Source organism: Pseudomonas fluorescens (assembly GCF_019212185.1).
Lineage (GTDB): Bacteria > Pseudomonadota > Gammaproteobacteria > Pseudomonadales > Pseudomonadaceae > Aquipseudomonas.
In genome coordinates, this window is record NZ_CP078138.1 from 1,674,851 (window position 1) to 1,694,828 (window position 19,978).

General features: G+C 60.4%; 22 protein-coding genes, 1 tRNA gene and 1 pseudogene. 8 read left to right on the top strand and 16 right to left on the bottom strand.

The genetic code is table 11. The features are described 5' to 3' along the window. Window positions 1-12 precede the first annotated feature (12 nt). Both KW062_RS07340 and KW062_RS07345 read left to right on the top strand, forming a co-directional pair. Entirely contained in the window at window positions 13-924 is a 912-nt protein-coding gene (locus KW062_RS07340; protein WP_256350897.1) for a LysR family transcriptional regulator, read from the top strand. Window positions 925-957: 33 nt separating this feature from the next. Continuing rightward, entirely contained in the window at window positions 958-1,698 is a 741-nt protein-coding gene (locus KW062_RS07345) for a hypothetical protein (RefSeq protein WP_027621208.1), read from the top strand. A gap of 2 nt (window positions 1,699-1,700) precedes the next feature. On the opposite strand, the pseudogene KW062_RS28830 reads toward KW062_RS07345, so the two are convergent. Then, a pseudogene (locus KW062_RS28830) lies at window positions 1,701-1,935 on the bottom strand (type II toxin-antitoxin system RelE/ParE family toxin). 88 nt (window positions 1,936-2,023) lie between these two features. Between KW062_RS28830 and KW062_RS07350 the strand changes: the two are divergent. The 3 genes from KW062_RS07350 (at window position 2,024) to KW062_RS07360 (ending at window position 4,734) form a co-directional block, all read left to right on the top strand. After that, complete coding sequence (locus KW062_RS07350; RefSeq protein ID WP_027621209.1) at window positions 2,024-2,662, top strand: LysE family translocator; 639 nt, start codon at window positions 2,024-2,026, stop codon at window positions 2,660-2,662. Between the two features lie 108 nt (window positions 2,663-2,770). Continuing rightward, window positions 2,771-4,114 carry a sensor domain-containing protein gene (locus KW062_RS07355; RefSeq protein ID WP_105755781.1) on the top strand — a complete coding sequence of 448 codons (1,344 nt, stop codon included), beginning with the start codon at window positions 2,771-2,773 and terminating at the stop codon, window positions 4,112-4,114. Window positions 4,115-4,230: 116 nt separating this feature from the next. Further along, window positions 4,231-4,734 carry a DUF4142 domain-containing protein gene (locus KW062_RS07360; RefSeq protein WP_105755782.1) on the top strand — a complete coding sequence of 168 codons (504 nt, stop codon included), beginning with the start codon at window positions 4,231-4,233 and terminating at the stop codon, window positions 4,732-4,734. A gap of 6 nt (window positions 4,735-4,740) precedes the next feature. Here the strand turns inward: KW062_RS07360 and KW062_RS07365 are convergent, their stop codons facing one another. Further along, window positions 4,741-5,148: a low affinity iron permease family protein gene (locus KW062_RS07365; protein WP_027621212.1), complete on the bottom strand. Its 408-nt coding sequence runs from the start codon at window positions 5,146-5,148 to the stop codon at window positions 4,741-4,743. Between the two features lie 192 nt (window positions 5,149-5,340). After that, on the bottom strand, window positions 5,341-6,069 hold the full coding sequence (locus KW062_RS07370) for a class I SAM-dependent methyltransferase (RefSeq protein ID WP_105755783.1): 729 nt from the start codon (window positions 6,067-6,069) through the stop codon (window positions 5,341-5,343). Between the two features lie 156 nt (window positions 6,070-6,225). On the opposite strand from KW062_RS07370, the gene tam reads away from it, so the two are divergent. Beyond that, complete coding sequence (gene tam, locus KW062_RS07375; protein WP_105755784.1) at window positions 6,226-6,996, top strand: trans-aconitate 2-methyltransferase; 771 nt, start codon at window positions 6,226-6,228, stop codon at window positions 6,994-6,996. A gap of 6 nt (window positions 6,997-7,002) precedes the next feature. Here the strand turns inward: tam and KW062_RS07380 are convergent, their stop codons facing one another. The 7 genes from KW062_RS07380 to KW062_RS07410 all read right to left on the bottom strand — a co-directional run bounded on the left by KW062_RS07380 (window position 7,003) and on the right by KW062_RS07410 (window position 11,749). Continuing rightward, a complete protein-coding gene (locus tag KW062_RS07380) occupies window positions 7,003-7,410 on the bottom strand; it encodes a type II toxin-antitoxin system HicB family antitoxin (protein ID WP_027621215.1) in 408 nt (135 codons plus the stop codon). Between the two features lie 32 nt (window positions 7,411-7,442). After that, window positions 7,443-7,625: a type II toxin-antitoxin system HicA family toxin gene (locus tag KW062_RS07385; protein ID WP_105755785.1), complete on the bottom strand. Its 183-nt coding sequence runs from the start codon at window positions 7,623-7,625 to the stop codon at window positions 7,443-7,445. 280 nt (window positions 7,626-7,905) lie between these two features. Continuing rightward, a tRNA-Gly gene (locus KW062_RS07390) sits at window positions 7,906-7,979 on the bottom strand. Between the two features lie 150 nt (window positions 7,980-8,129). Continuing rightward, window positions 8,130-9,014, bottom strand: coding sequence for an alpha/beta fold hydrolase (locus KW062_RS07395; protein WP_027621216.1), 885 nt, complete (start codon window positions 9,012-9,014; stop codon window positions 8,130-8,132). Between the two features lie 311 nt (window positions 9,015-9,325). Beyond that, window positions 9,326-10,018, bottom strand: a complete 693-nt coding sequence (locus KW062_RS07400) for a pseudouridine synthase (RefSeq protein WP_027621217.1) — start codon at window positions 10,016-10,018, stop codon at window positions 9,326-9,328. A 32-nt stretch (window positions 10,019-10,050) separates the two neighbouring features. Then, window positions 10,051-10,269 (bottom strand): cysteine-rich CWC family protein, encoded by a 219-nt coding sequence (locus KW062_RS07405; protein ID WP_027621218.1) that lies wholly within the window; start codon window positions 10,267-10,269, stop codon window positions 10,051-10,053. Then, window positions 10,262-11,749, bottom strand: a complete 1,488-nt coding sequence (locus KW062_RS07410; protein WP_105755786.1) for a sensor domain-containing diguanylate cyclase — start codon at window positions 11,747-11,749, stop codon at window positions 10,262-10,264. The genes KW062_RS07405 and KW062_RS07410 overlap by 8 nt, the downstream gene beginning before the upstream one ends. Before the next feature lie 246 nt (window positions 11,750-11,995). Between KW062_RS07410 and KW062_RS07415 the strand changes: the two genes are divergently transcribed. Continuing rightward, entirely contained in the window at window positions 11,996-12,433 is a 438-nt protein-coding gene (locus KW062_RS07415; RefSeq protein WP_105755787.1) for a hypothetical protein, read from the top strand. Window positions 12,434-12,477: 44 nt separating this feature from the next. Here KW062_RS07415 and KW062_RS07420 read toward each other — a convergent pair whose 3' ends face one another. Continuing rightward, window positions 12,478-13,590, bottom strand: a complete 1,113-nt coding sequence (locus tag KW062_RS07420; protein ID WP_027621221.1) for an enoyl-CoA hydratase/isomerase family protein — start codon at window positions 13,588-13,590, stop codon at window positions 12,478-12,480. A 132-nt stretch (window positions 13,591-13,722) separates the two neighbouring features. Here KW062_RS07420 and ung point away from each other — a divergent pair, with 132 nt between their 5' ends. Then, window positions 13,723-14,418: a uracil-DNA glycosylase gene (gene ung / locus KW062_RS07425; protein WP_027621222.1), complete on the top strand. Its 696-nt coding sequence runs from the start codon at window positions 13,723-13,725 to the stop codon at window positions 14,416-14,418. 11 nt (window positions 14,419-14,429) lie between these two features. Here ung and KW062_RS07430 read toward each other — a convergent pair whose 3' ends face one another. The 5 genes from KW062_RS07430 to KW062_RS07450 are packed head-to-tail and all read right to left on the bottom strand — an operon-like array spanning window position 14,430 to window position 19,815. Further along, window positions 14,430-15,467 carry an AbrB family transcriptional regulator gene (locus KW062_RS07430; protein ID WP_027621223.1) on the bottom strand — a complete coding sequence of 346 codons (1,038 nt, stop codon included), beginning with the start codon at window positions 15,465-15,467 and terminating at the stop codon, window positions 14,430-14,432. Beyond that, window positions 15,460-16,974, bottom strand: coding sequence for a tripartite tricarboxylate transporter permease (locus KW062_RS07435; protein ID WP_027621224.1), 1,515 nt, complete (start codon window positions 16,972-16,974; stop codon window positions 15,460-15,462). The genes KW062_RS07430 and KW062_RS07435 overlap by 8 nt, the downstream gene beginning before the upstream one ends. A gap of 1 nt (window position 16,975) precedes the next feature. Further along, complete coding sequence (locus tag KW062_RS07440) at window positions 16,976-17,434, bottom strand: tripartite tricarboxylate transporter TctB family protein (RefSeq protein ID WP_105755800.1); 459 nt, start codon at window positions 17,432-17,434, stop codon at window positions 16,976-16,978. Window positions 17,435-17,491: 57 nt separating this feature from the next. Beyond that, entirely contained in the window at window positions 17,492-18,481 is a 990-nt protein-coding gene (locus KW062_RS07445) for a Bug family tripartite tricarboxylate transporter substrate binding protein (RefSeq protein WP_027621226.1), read from the bottom strand. Window positions 18,482-18,522: 41 nt separating this feature from the next. Then, window positions 18,523-19,815, bottom strand: a complete 1,293-nt coding sequence (locus tag KW062_RS07450; protein ID WP_105755788.1) for an OprD family porin — start codon at window positions 19,813-19,815, stop codon at window positions 18,523-18,525. Between the last annotated feature and the right edge of the window lie 163 nt (window positions 19,816-19,978).

Sequence of the window (19,978 nt, forward strand, 5' to 3'; positions counted from 1 at the left end):
GCTATCCAGAACATGCATACGATGAATGATCTGCGCCGCATCGATTTGAACCTGCTGGTGATCCTCGACGCCCTGCTCAGTGAGCAGCACGTCACCCGCGCCGCCGAGCGCCTGCACCTGAGTCAGCCAGCGGTGAGCCATGCCCTGGCGCGCCTGCGCGATGTGCTCGGTGATCCACTGCTGATGCGTGCCGGTGGCGGATTGGTCGCCACACCGCGAGCGCTGGAGTTGGCGGCGCCGTTGGCCGAGGCGCTGGCACAGGTGCAAGCGCTCCTGGCGCCGAACACCTTTGATCCTGCATCGGCCAAACGCCGATTTCGCGTGGCGATGTCTGACTACGGTGCCGCCATTGTCCTGCCTGGCCTGATCCGTCGTCTGCGCCAGGACGCCCCGGGCATCGACCTGCAAATCAGTCATGCCAGCCGCGAAGGCATGCTCGATGCGGTGCTCAATGGTGATATCGACCTGGCCGCCGGCGTCTTTCCCGAACTGCCCCCGGCGTTGTGCAGCCAGCCGCTGTTCGAAGAACGCTTCGTTTGTCTGGTGGATCGCCAGGGCCTGCCGGTCAGTGCTGAACTCGACTTGCCCACCTACCTGACCCGGCCCCATGTGTTGCTGGAGATGCGCGGCAGCGGCACGCCGGAAATCGAGCGCGCGCTGACCTCCCTGAATTTGCGCCGCCATGTCGCCATCAGCCTGCCGCACTGGAGTGTCGCGCCGCAGTTGATCCGCGGCACCGATCTGATCCTCACCGTCGCTGCCCGTGGCCTGAACGGCATCGACGATCCGCAGTTGGTGATCCTGCCGCCGCCGTTTCATATCCCCTCGTTTACCTTCGTTCTGGTCTGGCATGAGCGCCGGGGCGGTGACCAGGCATTGAACTGGTTGAATCGGCAGATCGCACAGGCGATAGTGCACGGCTGACTTTCTGAATTCGATCGACACAAGGAACACGGAATGACCTTGAAATACCGCTGGCTGGGATGCGTGGCAATGAGTGGTGCTCTGGGGGCGACCCAGGCTTATGGCCGCTGCGAACAACCGTCATTGCCCGAGGGCGTACCGGGTTACTCGGTGTGCAAGGAGTGGCCGGCCTACGACGGCCAGACCATCACCGCACTGTCGCAGATAGAGCCTGATCCGACCCTGAGCGATGCCCCCGATGGCACCGGCATGTACGACCTGAAACTGGCGGTGGTCTCGAGCATCGACGGCAAGCCGCTGGCCCGCTACGCCCAGGCCTCGGTGTACAGCTCCGACGCCGTGCGCTTCGACGGCCTGAGCATCGACACTGCCCGCTACAAACTGACCTCCGACCTGCGGGCCTTTGGCGTGCGTGCCGGTTTCACCGGTTCGTCGCGGGCCAACCCGTTCGAACAGGCCGTGCTGTCGCTGTACGTGCGTGAAGGCAACGCCTTGCGTCCGGTCCTCGAACAATTGGTGATCGAGTCGAGCAATGGCGAGTGGGATACCAATTGCGCGGGTGAATTCAGTCGCACACAGCGTACCCTCGACCTGGCTAAAACCAGCAGCCACGGCTTTGCCGATCTGATCGTGCGCTCGGTGACCACGGGGACGCAGAACACGTTGGGCAAGACCGACTGCGAGTCCACCGACACCGTCGGTAAAACGGTGCTGACGACTTTGCGCTATGACGGTCGGCAGTATGTGGTGCCGAAGGATATGCGGGGAGTCTGACGTTACCAGGAGCCGGGCGGCAGGCGACGGGTGTGAAAGCCCCGTAGTACTTGCAATCGGCCTTGGCGAACTCGGTAAGGAATGAAGTAGGGGTGACCTGGGACCGTCCATTGCCGGGAAACGGGCCAAGAGTTCGACACTGGAGAAGATGCTCGCGACAAAGCCCGCTGCTGCCTGCGGATTTTCCAAGGCAATGTGCGCGGCTTCGTCATCGGTGTTTTTGAGCGCTGTTCTCAGCCACTCATCTTTATCCTGTCGGTGCTGCTCTGACCTATCTCGTGATACAACGCCTCTTCCCGCTCGACCAGACCTGGAGTTATCCCGCATGACCGCATCCCTGTTGTTGGCTGTACTCGCTTCGGGCTTTATCTACGGGATCACCCCAGGCCCCGGCGTGCTCGCGGTGTTCGGGATCGGTGCGGCTCGTGGTCGACGGGCTGGCGCGGGATTTCTTTGCGGGCATCTGTTGGGGGATGTGGTCTGGTGCAGCACCGCACTGGTTGCGATCGTCGGTGCGCGGGAGATCGGCAGCAGCGCTTTCGACGTGCTAGGGGTGCTCAGTGGCTTGTATCTGTTCTGGCTGGGCATGCGCGCCATTCGCGCGCGTCGCTCCACTGACGATGCGCCGCAAGGGGCGGCCCGGCAACCGTTCTGGCACGGCATCATGTTCGGCTTGACCAATCCCAAGGCCTACCCGGTGGCCGTGGCGACCTTTACCGCGTTGCTGTCCAGCCGTGCCGAATTGCTGCAGTGGTCGATGTTGCCCGCACTTATTTTTCTGAGTTTCCTTGGTGGCATTTTGGCATACGCTATTCTTATCGGAATTGTAGGCGCTCGTCGGGTGCGCACGCTGTATCAGCGTCATGAGCTGGCAATTACTCGGATTTGCGGGGTAATGTTCGTCGGTTTTGCCATCAACGCCTTGCTGCACGCGGTGCCGGGGTTGCTGGCCAACAAGAGTTGAGGTTGGGCGCAAGGCTGCGCCAGCTATGTACGACCACCGCCTGGGAGGGGAGTGGTCAGGTCCTGGAGAGATACTCACGGCTGCATTTTTGGACAGTATCCATCTTCGATGACCAGCAAAAACTCTGCACCATTGGCCAGCTATATCGACCTGCTGCTCGACGTCGTGTGTGCCGTCGACAGTCAGGGACGCTTTGTATTTGTCAGCGCTTCCTGCGAGCAGTTATTTGGCTACACGCCGGACGAACTGATCGGCCAGCCGATGATCGAGATGGTCCACCCGGCGGATCGCCAGCGCACCCTTGATGCCGCCCGGAAAATCATGAGCGGCCAACCCAATCCCAACTTTGAAAACCGCTACCTGCGCAAGGACGGCCAGGTGGTGCACATCCTCTGGTCGGCGCGTTGGTCGGAGGTCGATCAATTGCGTATCGCAGTCGCCCGTGACATCACCGAGCGCAAGCAAGCCGAGTCACGGCAGGCGGCGCTCTACGCAATCTCCGAGGCCGCCCATGCCGCCGAGGATCTGCTGGCGCTGTTCAAGCGCATTCATCAATTGATCGGCGAGTGGCTGCCGGCGCTGAATTTCTCGGTGGCGCTCTATGATGAGCACTGCGCGCAACTGGACTTTCCCTACCATGTCGATGAGCACGAGCGTGAACCCGAACTCAGCGTGACCGGACGGTTGTGTGCCGAAGTAATTCGCAGTGGACAGCCGGTACTGCTGACGCCCGATCAACCGTTTTCCCTGCCCGGATTTCCCGGTGCTATCAGTGATCAGGATTCGCCCTGCTGGTTGGGTGTGCCGCTGAACTCGCAAAAGGGCACCATCGGCGCGTTGATCGTCAAGAGCATGCCTGGCGGCGAACGCTATACCGAACGCGATAAGGAGCTGTTGCAGTACGTCTGTGCCCAGGTGGCGGCTGCCATCGAGCGCAAGCAACTGCATCATCGTTTGCAATTCATGGCCCAGCACGACTACCTGACTCGTCTGCCCAATCGCGAGCTGTTGCGTGAACGGCTGGCCAAGGCCCTGAGCAAGGCTCAGTTGGACAGTAGCCGTATGGCGCTGCTGTACGTCGATCTGGATCATTTCAAACAGGTCAACGACACGTACGGTCACGGCGTGGGCGACATGCTTTTGCAGGCCGTGGCGAACCGCTTGCAAGGTTGCGTGCGTGAGACGGACACCGTGGCGCGGATTGGCGGCGACGAATTCGTGGTGCTGCTTGACAGTATCCAGGCCGCCGAAGACGCCTCACGCGTGGCAAGCAAGATTCGCCAGGTGCTGGGCCAGCCGATGCGGCTCGACAGTCATAGCCTGAATATCCTGCCGAGCATAGGCATTGCCCTGTACCCCGAGCATGGCCGTGAGGAGCATCAGCTGTTCAAACATGCGGACGAAGCCATGTACGCCGCCAAGCGCCTGAGCGACCGGTTCGACCCGGCTTGAGGTTCCGCTCGTCGTGGGCTGGATGGCTTTTTTTAAACCTTTGCGCGGTTTTACCTTCCAAAGAGTGTCGGGGGCACCTCGACGTTTCTTTTTGTCTGTTCAAGGAGGGCGAAACCATGAAACCCATGGCCAGCCGATTATCGATCATTAGTGTTGCCGCTTTGCTGAGCCTGGGCGCCGGCAGCGCATGGGCCCAGTCACCGGCCGAATTCATCAACGAAGTATCAGCTCAGGGCATGGCCGACATCGAAGCCAGCCGCCTGGCGCATCAGAAATCCGAGTCCAAGGAGGTCAAGGACTTCACCATCGTGGTCATCAACGACCGCACCACGGCCAATCAGCACCTGGCGAAAATCGCCAAGAAACTCGACCTGCCCGTTGCCCCTCGCGAAGAGGTCATGGACAAGGCCAAAACCTTGATACCCGAGGTCAAGGAAGGCGAGTCATTCGATTCGGCCTACGCGGCCAGCCAGGTGCAAACCACCGAGCAGGCCATCGAGCAATTGCAGGAGGAGGCGAGGACCACCGACGTGCCGGAGCTCAAGGCGTTTGCCGAAGAAACCCTGCCCAAGCTCGAGCAACACTTGCAAATGGCCAAGACGTTACTGGCGAGTCGCTGAGTCATTTCAGCATTGGTTCAAATCCTGCTGCCCGTTGGCAGCAGGTGCTTCTTCCAGTGCAATCGACTGACCCTCACCGATTTTCCGGTAGCGTTTTCTCAGGGCCTCAAGCTCATTGAGGTCGAGGGCTTCGAGTCCGAGCATGGCGTTCTGCGCATCCTTGGTCACCCGCAGCAACTCATCGATCTTCAGGTGCAGAATGTCGGTGTCGCGGTTCTGCGTGTTCTGGATCAGGAACACCATCAGGAAGGTGATGATGGTGGTCGAGGTGTTCACGATCAATTGCCAGGTGTCGTTGTAATCAAACAGCGGCCCGGTCAGCGCCCAGCCGACGATCAGCACGATGGCCAGGAGGAACGTCCTCGGACTGCCCGCCCACAACGCCAGCTTCTGAGACACCTTTGCGAACTTCATTACCGTGCTCCTTATTGGGATATGCCTGGAATTCAGACCACGGCGGGGTGGGGGAATTTCCTTGAAATTATTCAGCAGGCAGACAGCCATTTGCTGCTAAAAAAGCCCCCACGCCAAGCAGGAGCGAAGCGGTATTCGGGGGCAAGTGAACGTTCATCGTGGGCGTGTGTTGCGCCCACGATGATTGCGCCGCTAACGCTCGACGGCCACCAATAACATCATCGGTCGCTCCCGTTCTTCGACCAGTGCCGGCAACTCGGCGACCTGCTGGGCAGTCGGCCCCCATTCGTTGACATGGACAATCCGCAAGCCGGCCGCGATCAGCAGATTCAACAATGTCCCGATTGTGCGGTGCTGTTTGATCACACCCTCCGCCAGCCAATTTGTGATCCGCTCCCCCTCCATCTGATAGCTGTCCACCGGCCATGAGCGTTGACCTTGTGCGTCGACAATCCAGCCCGGATTGCGTGGGGCCATGAAGATCGGGTGCTCGATGGAAAACACCAAGCGGGCTCCAGGCGCCAATGCGTCATGGATGCGGGTGAACAGGCCGGGTAGATCCTTTATGTAGTGCAGCGCCAGAGAGCTGTAGGCCAGGTCGAAACTTTGCGTGGGAAGGTCGAGGCACTCGAGATCAGCCTGGCGGTAGCTGATGTTGCCGGCCTGCGTCGTGGCCTCGGCTTTTTCGAGCATTTTCTGCGAGACATCAAGTCCGAGCACGCTTTGTGCACCTTGCTCGCTGGCCCAACGGCAAAACCAGCCATAGCCGCAGCCAAGGTCGACCACTCGGAGGTTCTGCAGTGTCGGCAACAGTGCACGCAGCGCTGGCCATTCCGGTGCTGATTCAAGGCCGCCAACGGATCGAGGCAACTGACTGTAGGCCCGGAAAAATCCGGGATCGTCGTAGATGTTCTGGGTCATGGGGGCGGTCTCTTTGAGTTCGAGATATGGGCGCGGATGTTACAACCTGTGACTGACGGTTGACGGCATTGGCCAGTGCGTCGCTTACTGGCGCCCCACCAGCGATATGCCGAGTCTGGCATGTCGCTGTTTCCTGATCCGTAACAGGAGTATGCGATGAGCTGGTCTGCAAAGCAGTATGTGGCCTTCGAGGACGAGCGTACGCGCCCGGCGCGGGATTTACTGGCGGCGATTCCCGCTGTCGACGCGCGCTCGGTGATCGATGTCGGATGTGGTCCGGGTAATTCGACACAGCTGCTGGTCGAGCGATTTCCCGGCGCGATGGTGCGGGGTCTGGACAGTTCTGGCGACATGATTGAGGCAGCGCGCAAACGCCTGCCGCAGGTGCGTTTCGATCAGGCCGATATCGCCAACTGGAACGAAGCCGGTCCCTTCGATGTGATCTTCGCCAACGCCGTGTTCCAGTGGCTGCCCGACCACGCCACGCTGCTGCCTGCACTGGTTGGCAAGCTGGCCCCGGGTGGAAGCCTGGCCATCCAGATGCCCGACAATTTGGAGCAACCGCCGCACCGCATGATGCGTGAAGTGGCCGCCCAGGGGCCGTGGGCCGACAAGCTGGCGCAAATTGCCGGGCAGCGCACCGCCCTCGACGACGCCACGAACTATTACCAGATACTCTGCGGCTGCAGCGCGCGTGTGGATGTGTGGCGTACTACCTACCACCACCCACTCAAGGGTGGGCCGGCGGCAGTGGTCGAATGGTTCAAGGGCAGTGGCCTGCGACCGTTTCTCGATCCTTTGAACGAAACAGAAAAAAACCAATACCTGGCGCAGTACCTGGAAGCCCTCAAGCCTTACTTTCCTGTGATGGCCGACGGCTCGGTGCTGTTGCCGTTCCCGAGGATGTTCATCGTCGCGACTCGCTGAAGATCATCAGCGCTGCTGTAACACCTTCAACGCCGCCGAGGCCAGAAAGCCGGAGCGGCTTTTTTCTTCCGGGTGATTCAGCACGTATTCGTCAATGCGCGTCAGCAAGTAACCGGGCAGGGTGATATTGAGCTTCTGCGCCTTGCCCAGGTAACGGGTGATATCGATGTCCACCAGCGCCCAGGTCACGTCGCTGTAGGCCGGATTGGCGGCGTGCACAGTGATTTTGTTGGCATGGGGAATGGCTGCGCCGTCATCGGCGAGTATCTCGAAATGCCCCTCGATGGCCTCGCGCGCCATGGCAATGGCATCGTCCAGGTCATCGCCTGCGGAGAAACAACCGGGAATGTCCGGTACTTCCACACCCCAGGCGTGCTCATCGTCGCCCTTGGAAATTGCAATCGGGTAAAGCATGTTCATCGTCCTCAAATAGCGGGTGTGTCGATTCAATTCAGCAAGGCTTGTTGCAGGATGCTCACGGCAGTCTTGGTCAACAGGTCTTTTTTCGGGTGGGGGACCGTCACCAATCCAGGCTTTGTTGGATGTTTGTAGTGGTGATGGCTGCCGCGAACCCGAACCAGATCCCAGCCGTCTGCGACAATCTGGCTAATCAAATATCGACTATTCACATCACGTCCCTGTGCTGTGTAGGTGGTTACTGTACCTACTATTTGTCTTTTATCAACACCATAACCACCATTTTGGCCCGGTAATTGATAAGTGGTAGGGAGCAGTGTAGGAAGCCTGCGCGATTGCTGAGTTCACGTGGCGTGCGGGTGTATTGCGGGGTGATACGCGAGACGCAACCAGGAAGGCGAAGGGAATCGCAGGCATAAAAAAACCGGTCGCTTGGACCGGTTTTTTGGCATCCCCTGTCAGACATTGCCTGGACAAGCGATTGAAATGATGTGGAGCGGGTGAAGGGAATCGAACCCTCGTTATCAGCTTGGGAAGCTGGAGTAATGCCATTATACGACACCCGCTCAGAGCGGCTGACTTTGTACCAGATGTAGCGAAGGATTTGAAGTTTTTCTTTGCGTGATCTGCGTTTACGCCGTTTTTGCCGGGCAGCCTCCTCGGCTTAAGGAACTGCTTTTCCCTAAGGCGAGGAGGCTGCTGGCAAAGACGATTTTTCAGATAGCCAGTGCATGGTGGTCCTGGGTGAAGTGGGAACGCGTTCGGCTTTCATACTGCGCCGGTTTCAGAAAACCCAGCAGTGCCTGGCGACTGTCCCGGCAGGCGGCTTTGTGCTCCATGTCGAGAAAGTGCCCGGTGGCCTCGATGGTGCTGAAGCTGCTGTATTGCACATGGTTGCCAAATATCCTGGCGTCGTCGGCACTGGTGTACTCGTCCCATTCGCCGTTGAGGAACAGCACCGGCACATCGATTTGCTTGGCCGCCTTGAGGTAGCACAGGCAGTCGCTGTTGAGTACCTGGTTGATGTGAAAGTGCATCTGCCCGTATTCGTGTTCGGCCAGGCTGCTGACGTGGCGGTGATTGAAGCGCTTGAACAACGACGGCAAATGTTTGCCGATGGTGTCGTTGACCAGATGACCGACACGGTCGCGGTCGAGGTTGCCGAGGTAGTCGACACCGCGCTCCAGATAATCGCGCATCGGTTCGTTGATCACCGGCGAGAACGAACTGATCACCGCTTTTTCGATCCGTCGCGGGCGGTGGGACAGGGCGATCAGGGTAGCGGCGCCGCCCCATGAGAACGACAGCACGTGCTCGGCGGCGAAGTGGTCGATCAGCTCAAGGAGGATCTGTCCTTCGACTTCCTTGGTGAGCATTTTCTGGTGTTGATTGTGGGCTTTTGACTTGCCCGCGTAGGGCTGATCGTAGAGCACCACATTGAACTGCGGGTGAAGGCTCTTCACCGTTTGGGCAAACGACGCAGTGGTGGCCATCGAGCCGTTGACCAGAATAATGGTCTTCTCTGCGGCACCTGCGCGATAGAACTCCGTGTAAACCCGATACTGACCTTGTATGTCCAGCACAGCGATTTCTGGCCTCATGTCGTAAGACTCCTGGCAAGCGTGTAGGCGCGCAACTGAGTGTGCACGGGCTTTATGACAGGTAGGCATACGCCTGGAAGGAAATGGCCCATGTCGATCCGCTGAGGTCTGGTCGACGGGTATTGTTATAGGCGGGCAGTCTGTCGGGGGAGTTGGAGCCTTGAGGCTCTCGACCGACAAAAAGTTGCTTGGATGTACGGTGTGACCTGTCGGTCACATTTCGGCCGACGGTTTGATTCAAGCAGGGCGACGTCTATCGCGCAAGTGCCGTTGGCGAATTGTTAGACAAAGTCTGCCGGGCGGTCATCCGTTCAGAACAGCGCGATCTCGGCGGCGCTGAGGGGGCGGTATTCACCTGGTTGCAGTGTGCTGTCCAGCAACAGCGGGCCCATCCGTTCGCGGTGCAGGCGCAGTACCTTGTTGTCGAAGTGGCCGAACATGCGCTTGACCTGGTGATAGCGGCCTTCGACGATGGCCAGCCGTGCACTGTGGGAGGTCAGCAGCGTCAACTCGGCTGGCTGGGTGGTGAGGTCCTCGAAGGCGAAGTACAGGCCTTGGGCAAAGGTGCGTATGTACTCGGCGGTAATCGGCTGCTCGGTTTCCACGTAATAGATCTTCGGCAGTTTGGTCTGCGGCTGGGTCAGCCGTCGTGACCAACTGCCATCGTTGGTGATCAGCATCAGCCCGGTGGTGTTGAAGTCCAGGCGGCCGGCGATGTGCAGGTCGTCCTTGTCAGGCTCATGGATCAGATCGAGCACGGTGGAGTGTTGCGGATCGCGTGTGGCGCTGACACAACCCATGGGTTTGTGCAGCATGAAAAAACGCGCCGGTTTGCCGACCTGCAACACCTGATCGTCGCATTCGACGCGACTGAATTCGCGGACCTCGAAATGCGGGTCGCTGACGATCTGCCCATCTACTCTGATCCGTCGCTCGACCAGCAGCAGGCGCACCTGTTTGCGGTTGAAGCAGGGCAGGTTGCTGAGGAAGCGGTCAACGCGCATGGGAGTCGGAAGGTGGCAAGTGGGCGCGCATCTTACTCGATGGGCGTACGACTTGCCTGAAGTTGCGATTCGACCCGGGCACAGGCGGGGCACAGGCACGCCTGGTTGCGCAGTTCAGCGGGCAGGGCGGCGAGTACTGCCGGATCAATGGTCACGGCGAAGCACCAGCAGGCGCGGTCGGCGGTTTGTGGATCGGCCAGGCTGCAATCGTTGCGGGCGCCGCAGGCAGGGCAGAGGTCGGGTTTAGGCATAGCTGGTGTGCGGCATCTCTGAGAAGGTGCGGTTACGGCCACTGAGCTTGGCCCGGTACATCGCCTGGTCGGCACGCGACAGCAGGTTATGCAGGGTGTCATCGGGCTGCAGGGTGGTCAGGCCGATGCTTACGGTAATCCGTAAGGCATTTCCTTGATAGCTGTAGCGCTGTTGTTCGATCAAATGACGAACTTTCTCGGCGATTTTCAGAGCAGCGTGGGCGTCGGTGTCCTTCAGCAGCACGATGAACTCTTCACCGCCCCAGCGGCAGACGATGTCGGACTGGCGCAGGCAGCTTTCCAGGTCGCGGGCGAACCCGGCCAGAACCAGGTCGCCAGCCAGATGGCCATGGGTGTCATTCAGGCGTTTGAAGTGATCGAGGTCGAGCAGCATGGCGGTCAGCGGTTTGGGGTCGCGCTGCGCTTCCTGCATCGCTTGCGCCGCGAGCAGATCGAAACCGCGACGGTTGGGCAGGCCGGTCAGACTATCGAGGGTGGCCTGGGCTTCTATGCGGTTCTGGAAGCGTGTGATCACGCGGATCACCAGCGCCAGGACAATCAGGGTGACGACCAGGCAGATCAACAGATTCAGGTACAGCGACTGGCGAACCTCATGCAAGGCACTGCCTTCGCGCTTGTCGACGAACAGGTACCAGTTCAGTTCCGGAATAAACCGAACATTGAGGAAGTGTCCCTGGCCCTGGGTCATGTATTCGAAGCTGCCGCTGTGGGGTTTGGGCAGCTTGGCCATCAGCTCTTTCATGCTATCGAGCTCGCTCAACGCCTGTCCCACCCGAGCGCCTTGCGGGCCGCCGTCGGCACCGGTCAACACAATGCGGCCTTCGGTATCGACGAAGTACACGCTGCGCTGATAACGCTGCTGATAGGTGTCGATCAACTTGATCACCGCATCGACGGTCAGGCCCACGCCCGCCGCGCCGATGAAATTGTTCTGGTAGTCGTAGACCTTGTAGTTGATGAAAAAGGTCAGGCTGTCCTGGTTGGCCATGTCGACATCGACATTGATTTCGTAGGGCGTGCCCATGTCACGGACGCGGAAGTACCAGATGTCGCGCGGCTCTGTGGTGCTGACTTTCTTCAATACGCCCTTGGCCTGGTAATAGGTCAGGCTGTTGTTGGAGACGAAGAACGCGGTGTAGGCGCCGTAGTGGGTCATGACCTCGTTGAGGTAACGAGTCATTTGCCCGGAGTCCTGTTCACCGGCCACCACCCAGTCACGCAGGAAAGTATCGCGCGACATCATTGAGGAAATCAGGATCGGGCGGACCAGGTCTTTCTGGATCTCCGAGTACACCGTATCGGAGGTCAGGGGCAATTCGGTGTTGACGATGCTGTCGCGGATCGAGGTGCGCGAGGCGTAGTAACTGAGCAGGGAGGTGGCAAGAAAACCGGCGCCCAGCAAGGCAATCAGGGTCAGGACCAACGAACGTTGCGAAAACAGCGCAGAGCGAAGCGGCATGACGAATCCGTTGGCGAAGGGGATGTGAGGCATTCTAGTGGCACCGCAAGAAAATAACGCGGGCATTTACGACCAAATCCACGTCGGACGGTGCTTGCTCAAGGCAAGCGACGGATGACATGTATCAAACTGTTAACGCTGCGCACCAGTTTCCGTTTTCGATGTCAGATGTTACGTCAGGCAGATGAATCGACTGACGCCCACCCGCGTCGCTGGTGTGGCTCTTTCGCGGTCCAGGAGGCCGCTATGTATCACCGACTAGTTTTGATCAGTTCGATGAGTTTGAGTCTTGCCGCCTGTGTTCCCTACTACGACGGAGGGGGTTCCAGCTATTACAGTTCAGAGGTCTATTCGTCGCCGGCACCGGCTTATTACTACGGCGGCAGTTCCTATTATTCCTATCCACGCAGCTACTATTCACAGCCGCCGCGTTACTACCCATCCCCCCGTTATTACCAATCGGGGCCGCGCTATTATCAACCGTCACCACGCTATTACCAGGCCCAACCCCATGCTTACCGTCCGGCGCCGGGCCGTGGCTGGGATGATCAGCGCAACCGGGGCTGGGGCAACAACTACGGACAGAGCAATCAGCGCTGGGAGAACCGCGGTGGGCACAACCGTGGCGACGGCCGGCATGGCGATCATGATGGTCATGGCGACCGAGGTGGGCGCAACCGTTAAGCCAGGCCAGAGCTCAAGCGGCGCATTACGCGCCGCTTTTCTTTTCAGTAGTCCGACAAATCCGCCAGCGGGTGGCGACCCTCCCAGGCCTTGTGAAAATGCGCCTCGACCACTGCCTGCGGAATCGTATTGATGTCCGGCCAGTGCCAGTGTGGCTGGTTATCCTTGTCAATTAAGCGCGCCCTGACGCCTTCGCTGAATTCGGGATGCCGGCAGCAGTTCAGGCTCAGGGTGTATTCCATCTGGAAGACTTCGGCCAGCGACAGGTGTCGGGCACGGCGGATCTGTTCCCACACCAGATGGGCCGTCAGTGGACAGCCATCGCCGAGGGTCTTGGCCGCGCGGGCGAGCAGCAGGTCGTGGTGGTCGCGCAACTGGCTGATGGCTTTCCAGGCGCAACGCACGTCGCTGACGTCCAGCAGCTCGTCAATCTGCTGGCGCCTTGGCAGCCATTGCGCCTCGGGCAGTTGGCCAACGGCCTCTTGTTGCAGGGCCTTGAGCAAGCTGTTGAGTTGCATCGCCGTCTGCTCCTGCCAATTGAGTTGCAGCAGGCCCTCGATCAAGGACTCCTGCTGCTCATCGAGGAGGAAGCGGTCCGCCAGGTCCAGGTCGATGGCATCATGCGCATTCATTTGTGCACCGCTCAGGCCGAGGAACAGCCCGAGCTTGCCCGGCAGGCGCGAAAGGAACCAGCTGGCGCCGACATCCGGGTACAGGCCGATGCTGATCTCCGGCATGGCCAGGCGGCTGCTGGGGGTGACGATACGGGTGCTCGCACCCTGCAGCAGCCCCATGCCGCCGCCCAGCACATAGCCATGCCCCCAGCAGATCAGCGGCTTGGGGTAGGTGTGCAGGTTGAAATCCAGGCGGTACTCAGCGGCAAAGAATTGCCCGGCCAGCGGCGGCACTTCGCCCGGATGAGCCCGACAGGCCTGGACCAGGCTGCGCACCTCACCGCCGGCGCAGAAGGCTTTGGCGCCGTTACCGCGCAGCAGCACGCAGACAATCTGCGGCTCTTTGGCCCAGGCGTCCAGTTGCTCGGCCAGGGCGCGGATCATTGGCAGCGACAGTGCGTTGAGGGTTTTCTCGGCATCCAGGCTGGCGATGCCCAAGCGCGCGCCGTCGGTGCCGGTGAGTTCTTCGAAGTGCAGATTCATCATGACCTCGATCGGTGAATTGAGCGTTCAGTATGATCGCTGTGCAGGAAAGTGCCGGATCGGCGTCAGGGCAATTGACAAGCGTAATGGGCTTTCCTAGGGTTCGCCCCATTGTTTTTGCCGGATGTAACCATGACTGCTGACGACCGTATCAAACTCGAACCGAGCTGGAAGGAGGCACTGCGTGCCGAATTCGACCAGCCGTACATGGCAGAGTTGCGCACATTCCTGCAACAGGAGCGCGCGGCGGGCAAGGAGATCTATCCACCGGGCCCGATGATTTTCAATGCGCTGAATTCGACCCCGCTGGACAAGGTCAAAGTGGTGATTCTGGGTCAGGACCCTTACCACGGTCCGGGCCAGGCCCACGGCTTGTGCTTCTCGGTGCAGCCTGGCGTGCCGGCGCCGCCGTCGCTGGTGAACATCTATAAAGAGCTCAAGCGAGACCTGAACATCGACATTCCCAGCCACGGCTACCTGCAGAGCTGGGCCGATCAGGGCGTGCTGATGCTCAACACCACCATGACCGTCGAGCGCGCCAACGCTAACGCCCATGCCGGCAAGGGCTGGCAGTTCTTCACTGACCGGATCATTTCGCTGGTCAGCGAGCACCAGCCGCACCTGGTGTTCCTGCTGTGGGGCGCACACGCCCAGAGCAAACAGAAGCTGATAGACGCCACCAAGCACCTGGTGCTGACCTCCGTGCATCCATCACCGCTGTCCGCCTATCGCGGCTTCCTCGGCTGTGGGCACTTCAGTCGCACCAACAAGTACCTCGAGCAAAATGGCGAGACGCCGATCGAGTGGCGCTTGCCCCCCGTCGTCTGACCGGCGTTATCTCAGAGGCTGTCCGGCTGCCGGTCCCAGTGTCGGAACAAGGGCTCGGCGAGGAACAGCACAAACAACAGGCGCATGACCTGCATTGCCGTCACCAGGGGTACCGAGAGTTGCAGGGTCTCGGCGGTCAGGCTCATTTCGGCAATGCCGCCGGGCATCATGCCCAACGTCAGCGAGCGCAGATCCAGGTGAGTAGCAGCGCTCAGGCCAAGGGCGGCGAGGCTGGCGATCAGCATGGTCAGTGCGGTGCCGACCAAGGTGCGGCCCATGAATGACGGGGCGCGGCGGAAAAACTCTCGATTGAAATGGCAACCCAGGCCGCTGCCAATCAACCACTGGCCGATCTGACTGCCGCCATCGGGCAAACCGATGTGCAGGTCCCAGCCAATGCTCACCGCAGCACTTACCAGCAACGGGCCGAACAGCCAGGGGTTGGGTTGGCGCAAGCGTTGCCACAGCCAGGCACACAAGGCGCCCGCCGGAAACAACAACGCCAGCCAGCGCCAGTCGACAGTCGCCGGATGCAGCAGCGGCACGCCTTCGCCCAACAGGTATTTGAAGGCGGCCGGTACGCACAGCACTACCACCAGCACCCGCAGGCTTTGCCCGGCCGCCACGCGACTGAGCACAGCGCCATTGCGCGCACCGAGGTTGACCATTTCGCCAGAGCCGCCGGGCATGCTGGAGAAAAACGCGGTGGCCCGATCCTCGCCGGTGCGCCGCATCAGCCAGACGCCGACGACTGCCGACACGCTGGTGACCAGCGCCCCGAAAAAGATCAGGCCAAAATGACTCATGACCTGCTCCATCACCACCGGGGTGAAGTGCAGGCCGATACCGATTCCGACGATCCACTGACCGCATTTACGCCCGCCGGGGATTTCCGCCAGTTGCCAGGGCGTCAGGCAGCGCACCAGGATGATCGCCAGCAACGAGCCAACCATCCACGGCAGCGGCCAGCCGATCTGGCTGGCGACATAGCCGCCCAGCAGACCGACCAGCGGTGTTCCCCACCAGGCTTTCAGACCGACTTCAGACATCGGCAATGGCGCGGCGCTGCAGGGAACGTTTGCGCCAGATGCGCAGCAGCGGGAACAGCAGCATCAGTGCGGTCAGCACCCAGACGCCGAAGGTGATCGGGCTCGACCACAAAATCTCCAGCGCGCCATTGGAAATCGACAGCGCCCGGCGCAGGTTCTGCTCCATCAGGCCGCCGAGGATGAAGCCCAGCAGGACCGGCGACAGCGGGAAGTCGAGCTTGCGCAGGATGTAGCCGAAGATGCCGATGCCGATCATCAGGAACAGATCGAAGGTGGTGGCGTGCACGGCGTAGACGCCAATCGCGGTGATGATTGCGATCACCGGCACCAGCGCCCAGTTCGGCACGGCGAGGATGCGGGTGAACAGGCGGATCATCGGAATGTTGAGGATCACCAGCATGATGTTGGCGATGAACAACGAGGCGATCAGGCCCCAGACGATGTCCGGCTGCTGTTGGAACAACAGCGGGCCCGGGGTGATGTTGTACAGCGACAGGGCGCCGATCATCACCGCCGTGGTGCCCGAACCTGGCACGCCGAGGGTCAGCATCGGCACCAGGGCGCCGCAGGCCGACGCGCCGATGGCGGTTTCCGGTGCAGCCAGGCCACGCATGTCGCCCTGGCCGAACTTGCCGCTGGCGCCGGCCATGCGTTTTTCCGTCATGTAGGCCACGGCCGAGGCCAGTGTCGCGCCGGCACCTGGCAGTACGCCCATGATGAAACCGAGCAGGCCGCAGCGAATATTCACTGCGAACACCGCACCGGCTTCCTTGATGTTGAACAGCATGCGCCCGGTGGCTTTCACCGCTTCCTGGCCACGGTGGGTTTTTTCCAGCAGCAATAGAATCTCGCTGATCGAGAACAAGCCCAGCACCAGCACTACAAATTGAATGCCGTCGGTGAGGTGGATGTTGTCGCCGGTGAAGCGGTAGACGCCGCTGTTGGCGTCGATGCCGACCGCCGACAGGAACAGCCCGATCAAGGCGGCGACAAAGGTTTTCAGTGGCTTGTCACCGGCCATGCCGCCGAGGCAGACGATGGCGAACACCATCAGCACGAAATATTCCGCCGGGCCGAAGGCAATCGCCCATTTCGCCAGCAACGGGGCGAACAGGACCATGCCGCAGGTGGCGATAAACGCACCGATGAACGAGCTCCAGGCCGACAACGACAGGGCTACGCCAGCCAGGCCTTTACGGGCCATCGGGTAACCGTCGAGGGTGGTCATTACGGTGGAAGCTTCACCCGGGATGTTGAGCAGGATCGAGCTGATGCGCCCGCCGTACTCGCAGCCCAGGTACACCGCGGCCAGCAAAATCAGGGCCGATTCCGGTGGCAAACCCAGGGCGAAGGCGATCGGGATCAGCAGCGCCACGCCATTGATCGGACCCAGGCCCGGGAGCAGGCCGACCACGGTGCCAATCAGGGTGCCGCACAGCGCGGTCACCAGGTTGTAAGGGCTCAGCGCGACGCCGAAGCCCTGGCCCAAATAGGCAAACGTTTCCATATCAGTTCTCCAGGACGTCGAGCAGACCGAGGGGCAGGGGAACGTCCATGGCCTTATCGAACAGCAGATACAGGCCGACGCTCATCAAGCTGACAATCACTGCCGAGGGCAGCCAGCGGCCGCCATACAGACGCGCCATCGGCACGCCGATCAGGATGCTGCTGAGGATGAAACCCAGGGGTTCAAAGGTGCCGGCGAAGACCAGCAGCAGCCCCACACAGATCGCAATCTTGACCAGGGTTTCGCGGTCCAGCGGTGGTTCTTCTTCGCTGTGTTTGGTCGGTTGCGGGCGCAGCAGCATGTAAACCAGCGCCAGGCTCATCAGCCCGAGCATCAGCAGCGGGTAGGCCCGAGGTCCGACCGGTTCGTAGGAAAATGACGCTTGATAGGGCCAGGCCATCAGCGCCAGGCCAGCGCAGGCCAGCAGCAGGACCGCGGCAAAAATACGTTGTAAGAGCATGACAAACTCCTGGGCCACGGCCTTGATGCGCAAGGGCGTGGCCACGCGACAGGGCGATTACTGGATCAGGCCGAACTCTTTGGCGAGGGTCTTGTAGTCCGCAACCTGCTTCTTCACGTAGGTGTCCAGCTCAGGCCCGGTCATGGCGAACGGGAACAGCTCACGCTGGTCGCGCAGCTTGGCGAAGTCTTCGGAAGCCAGAAGGGTGTCGAAGGCGTTTTTCCACCAGGCGTATTCCGCATCGCTGACTTTTGGCCCGAGGTAGAAACCGCGCACCACCGGCCAGACGATGTCGTAGCCTTGCTCTTTGGCAGTCGGAATGTCCTTCATTTCCGGCTCGTCCAGGCGCTCGTTGGCGAACACCGCCAGCAGGCGCATGTCACCGCTCTGGATGTGCGGCATGGAGTCGGAAATGTCGGTGCTGCCGACCTGAATGTGACCGCCGAGCAGGGCGGTGGCAATTTCACCGCCGCCTTCGAGGGCCACGTAGCGCAGGTCACGCGGGTTGATCCCGGCGGCTTTGGCAATCAGCGCGGTTTGCATCCAGTCCTGGCTACCCACGGTGCCACCGGAACCGATCACCACCTTGCTCGGATCTTTCTTCAGCGCCTGCACCAGATCGTCGAGGTTCTTGTAGGGCGAATCCTTCTTCACGGCGATGGCGCCGTAACTGGTGCCGACTGCCGCCAGCCAGCGCACTGCGTTCTCGTCGAAACGGCCGAACTTGCCCTGGGCCAGGTTCAGCAGCGAACCACTGGACCAGGCCACCAGCGTCCCGGCATCCGCGGGACGCTGGGCGACCACTGCGTTATAGGCAACGGCACCAACGCCGCCGGGCATGTAGGTCACGCGCATCGGTTTGGTCAGCAGTTTTTCGTTGACCAGCGCGCTTTGCACGAGCTTGCAGGTCAGGTCGAAACCACCGCCGGGCGAGGCCGGGGCAATGCATTCCGGGCGTTTCGGTTCTTCGTTTTCGGCGGCCAGCAGCGGCGCAGTGAACAGTAGGCAACTGGCGGCCAGTGCAACGTTACGCAGTGAAAGATTCATCGGTAGTCTCCACAGGAGTTGTTGTTATGGGGTGAATTCAATTACCAAAGGGCAACGCTGTAGCTCACCAGCACACGCACTTCATCGGCGTCGCGGGCGGAATAGTTGGAGCGGTAGGTGGCATTGCGCAGGCGCAGGGCAACGTCCTTGAGGGCGCCACTTTGCACGACGTACTTGATCTCGGTATTGCGTTCCCATTCTTTGCCGGTTTCACCGTTGTTGAGCTTGATGTTGTCGCCACTGATGTAGCGGCTCATGAAACTCAGGCCAGGCACGCCAAGCTTGGCGAAGTCGTAATCGTAACGGGCTTGCCAGGAGCGTTCTTCGGCGCCGGCGAAGTCGTTGATCTGTACGAAGTTGACCAGGTAAGGGTCGGAGCCGTCGACGTAGGGGAAGGCGCTGTCGCCGGACATGTGCTGGTAACCGGCGCTGAATTTGTGCCCGCTCAAGGCGTAGCTGAGCAGGCCATTGAGCGAGGTGTTGTCGATCTTGCCACCGCGTGCCTCACCGGAGTCATCGCTGACCGCCAGGCGCAGGTCGCTGGAAAAGGTGCCGGGACCCAGCGGTTGCGAGGCGAGCAAGCCGAGGAAGTGCTGGTTGTAAACCTCGCCGAGTTGCGCGAAGTGATAACTGGCAGTGATTTTGTCAGTGACTTTGTAGTCGACGCCGCCGAAGTCGAAATGACTGCCCGCTACAGTGCCGGCGAAGCGGCTGTTCTTGTTGTTCAGCGCGACGTCTTCGAAGTCGGTGCTGTCACGGTCCTTGGCTTTATCCAGGCGACCGCCGGTGAAGGTCAGGTTCTTGATCTCCTTGGAGGTGAGCAAGCCACCTTCAAAGGTCTGCGGCAGGATTCGCCCATCGTTGGCCTTGAGAATCGGCAGTTCGGGAATCAGGCTGCCGATCTTCAGTTCAGTGGCTGAGATCTTCACTTTGCCGGTCAGGCCCAGTTTGGAGTACTCGTCGGCCGCACGGCCATCGTCATGGGTCGGCAGCAAGCCGGTGCCGGTGCGGTCTGGGCTGGAATCGAGTTTGATACCGAGCATGCCCAGGGCGTCGACGCCAAATCCTACGGTGCCATCGGTATAACCCGACTCGACATTGAGCATGAAGCCTTGGGCCCACTCGTCACGTTTGGATTGCTGGGCGCTGGTGCCACTGCGAAAGTCACGATTGAAGTACATGTTGCGCGTTTCGACGGTGGCGCTGCTGTCTTCGAAGAAGGCGGCCTGGCTGACAGGTGCGAAGCCGGCAAGGGCGGCGGCACTGGCGAGGGCGGTGGTTGCAAGGCGGGGAAAACCGATAGGCGTGAAAGCCTGAGGCTGCATGGACAGCATCGTGAAGCACTCCGTTTATTGTTCTTATTGGTCGAAAACGCATCGGGGCGTTTTTCGTTCACTACTCTCAAAACACGGCAGTCGAGACTGTCCGTGGCGGGACTCTAACCAGCCAACCTTTCGCTAACCTTTCAGCAGACTTTCACGGTTTTCGGGCTTCACA

What these genes read in the sequence shown, in the direction of transcription:
- KW062_RS07340 (WP_256350897.1), top strand. Translation starts at nt 13, where the DNA reads ATGCATACGATGAATGATCTGCGCCGCATCGATTTGAACCTGCTGGTG.
- KW062_RS07345 (WP_027621208.1), top strand. Translation starts at nt 958, where the DNA reads ATGACCTTGAAATACCGCTGGCTGGGATGCGTGGCAATGAGTGGTGCT.
- KW062_RS07350 (WP_027621209.1), top strand. Translation starts at nt 2,024, where the DNA reads ATGACCGCATCCCTGTTGTTGGCTGTACTCGCTTCGGGCTTTATCTAC.
- KW062_RS07355 (WP_105755781.1), top strand. Translation starts at nt 2,771, where the DNA reads ATGACCAGCAAAAACTCTGCACCATTGGCCAGCTATATCGACCTGCTG.
- KW062_RS07360 (WP_105755782.1), top strand. Translation starts at nt 4,231, where the DNA reads ATGAAACCCATGGCCAGCCGATTATCGATCATTAGTGTTGCCGCTTTG.
- KW062_RS07365 (WP_027621212.1), bottom strand. Translation starts at nt 5,148, where the DNA reads ATGAAGTTCGCAAAGGTGTCTCAGAAGCTGGCGTTGTGGGCGGGCAGT.
- KW062_RS07370 (WP_105755783.1), bottom strand. Translation starts at nt 6,069, where the DNA reads ATGACCCAGAACATCTACGACGATCCCGGATTTTTCCGGGCCTACAGT.
- tam (WP_105755784.1), top strand. Translation starts at nt 6,226, where the DNA reads ATGAGCTGGTCTGCAAAGCAGTATGTGGCCTTCGAGGACGAGCGTACG.
- KW062_RS07380 (WP_027621215.1), bottom strand. Translation starts at nt 7,410, where the DNA reads ATGCTTTACCCGATTGCAATTTCCAAGGGCGACGATGAGCACGCCTGG.
- KW062_RS07395 (WP_027621216.1), bottom strand. Translation starts at nt 9,014, where the DNA reads ATGAGGCCAGAAATCGCTGTGCTGGACATACAAGGTCAGTATCGGGTT.
- KW062_RS07400 (WP_027621217.1), bottom strand. Translation starts at nt 10,018, where the DNA reads ATGCGCGTTGACCGCTTCCTCAGCAACCTGCCCTGCTTCAACCGCAAA.
- KW062_RS07405 (WP_027621218.1), bottom strand. Translation starts at nt 10,269, where the DNA reads ATGCCTAAACCCGACCTCTGCCCTGCCTGCGGCGCCCGCAACGATTGC.
- KW062_RS07410 (WP_105755786.1), bottom strand. Translation starts at nt 11,749, where the DNA reads ATGCCGCTTCGCTCTGCGCTGTTTTCGCAACGTTCGTTGGTCCTGACC.
- KW062_RS07415 (WP_105755787.1), top strand. Translation starts at nt 11,996, where the DNA reads ATGTATCACCGACTAGTTTTGATCAGTTCGATGAGTTTGAGTCTTGCC.
- KW062_RS07420 (WP_027621221.1), bottom strand. Translation starts at nt 13,590, where the DNA reads ATGAATCTGCACTTCGAAGAACTCACCGGCACCGACGGCGCGCGCTTG.
- ung (WP_027621222.1), top strand. Translation starts at nt 13,723, where the DNA reads ATGACTGCTGACGACCGTATCAAACTCGAACCGAGCTGGAAGGAGGCA.
- KW062_RS07430 (WP_027621223.1), bottom strand. Translation starts at nt 15,467, where the DNA reads ATGTCTGAAGTCGGTCTGAAAGCCTGGTGGGGAACACCGCTGGTCGGT.
- KW062_RS07435 (WP_027621224.1), bottom strand. Translation starts at nt 16,974, where the DNA reads ATGGAAACGTTTGCCTATTTGGGCCAGGGCTTCGGCGTCGCGCTGAGC.
- KW062_RS07440 (WP_105755800.1), bottom strand. Translation starts at nt 17,434, where the DNA reads ATGCTCTTACAACGTATTTTTGCCGCGGTCCTGCTGCTGGCCTGCGCT.
- KW062_RS07445 (WP_027621226.1), bottom strand. Translation starts at nt 18,481, where the DNA reads ATGAATCTTTCACTGCGTAACGTTGCACTGGCCGCCAGTTGCCTACTG.
- KW062_RS07450 (WP_105755788.1), bottom strand. Translation starts at nt 19,815, where the DNA reads ATGCTGTCCATGCAGCCTCAGGCTTTCACGCCTATCGGTTTTCCCCGC.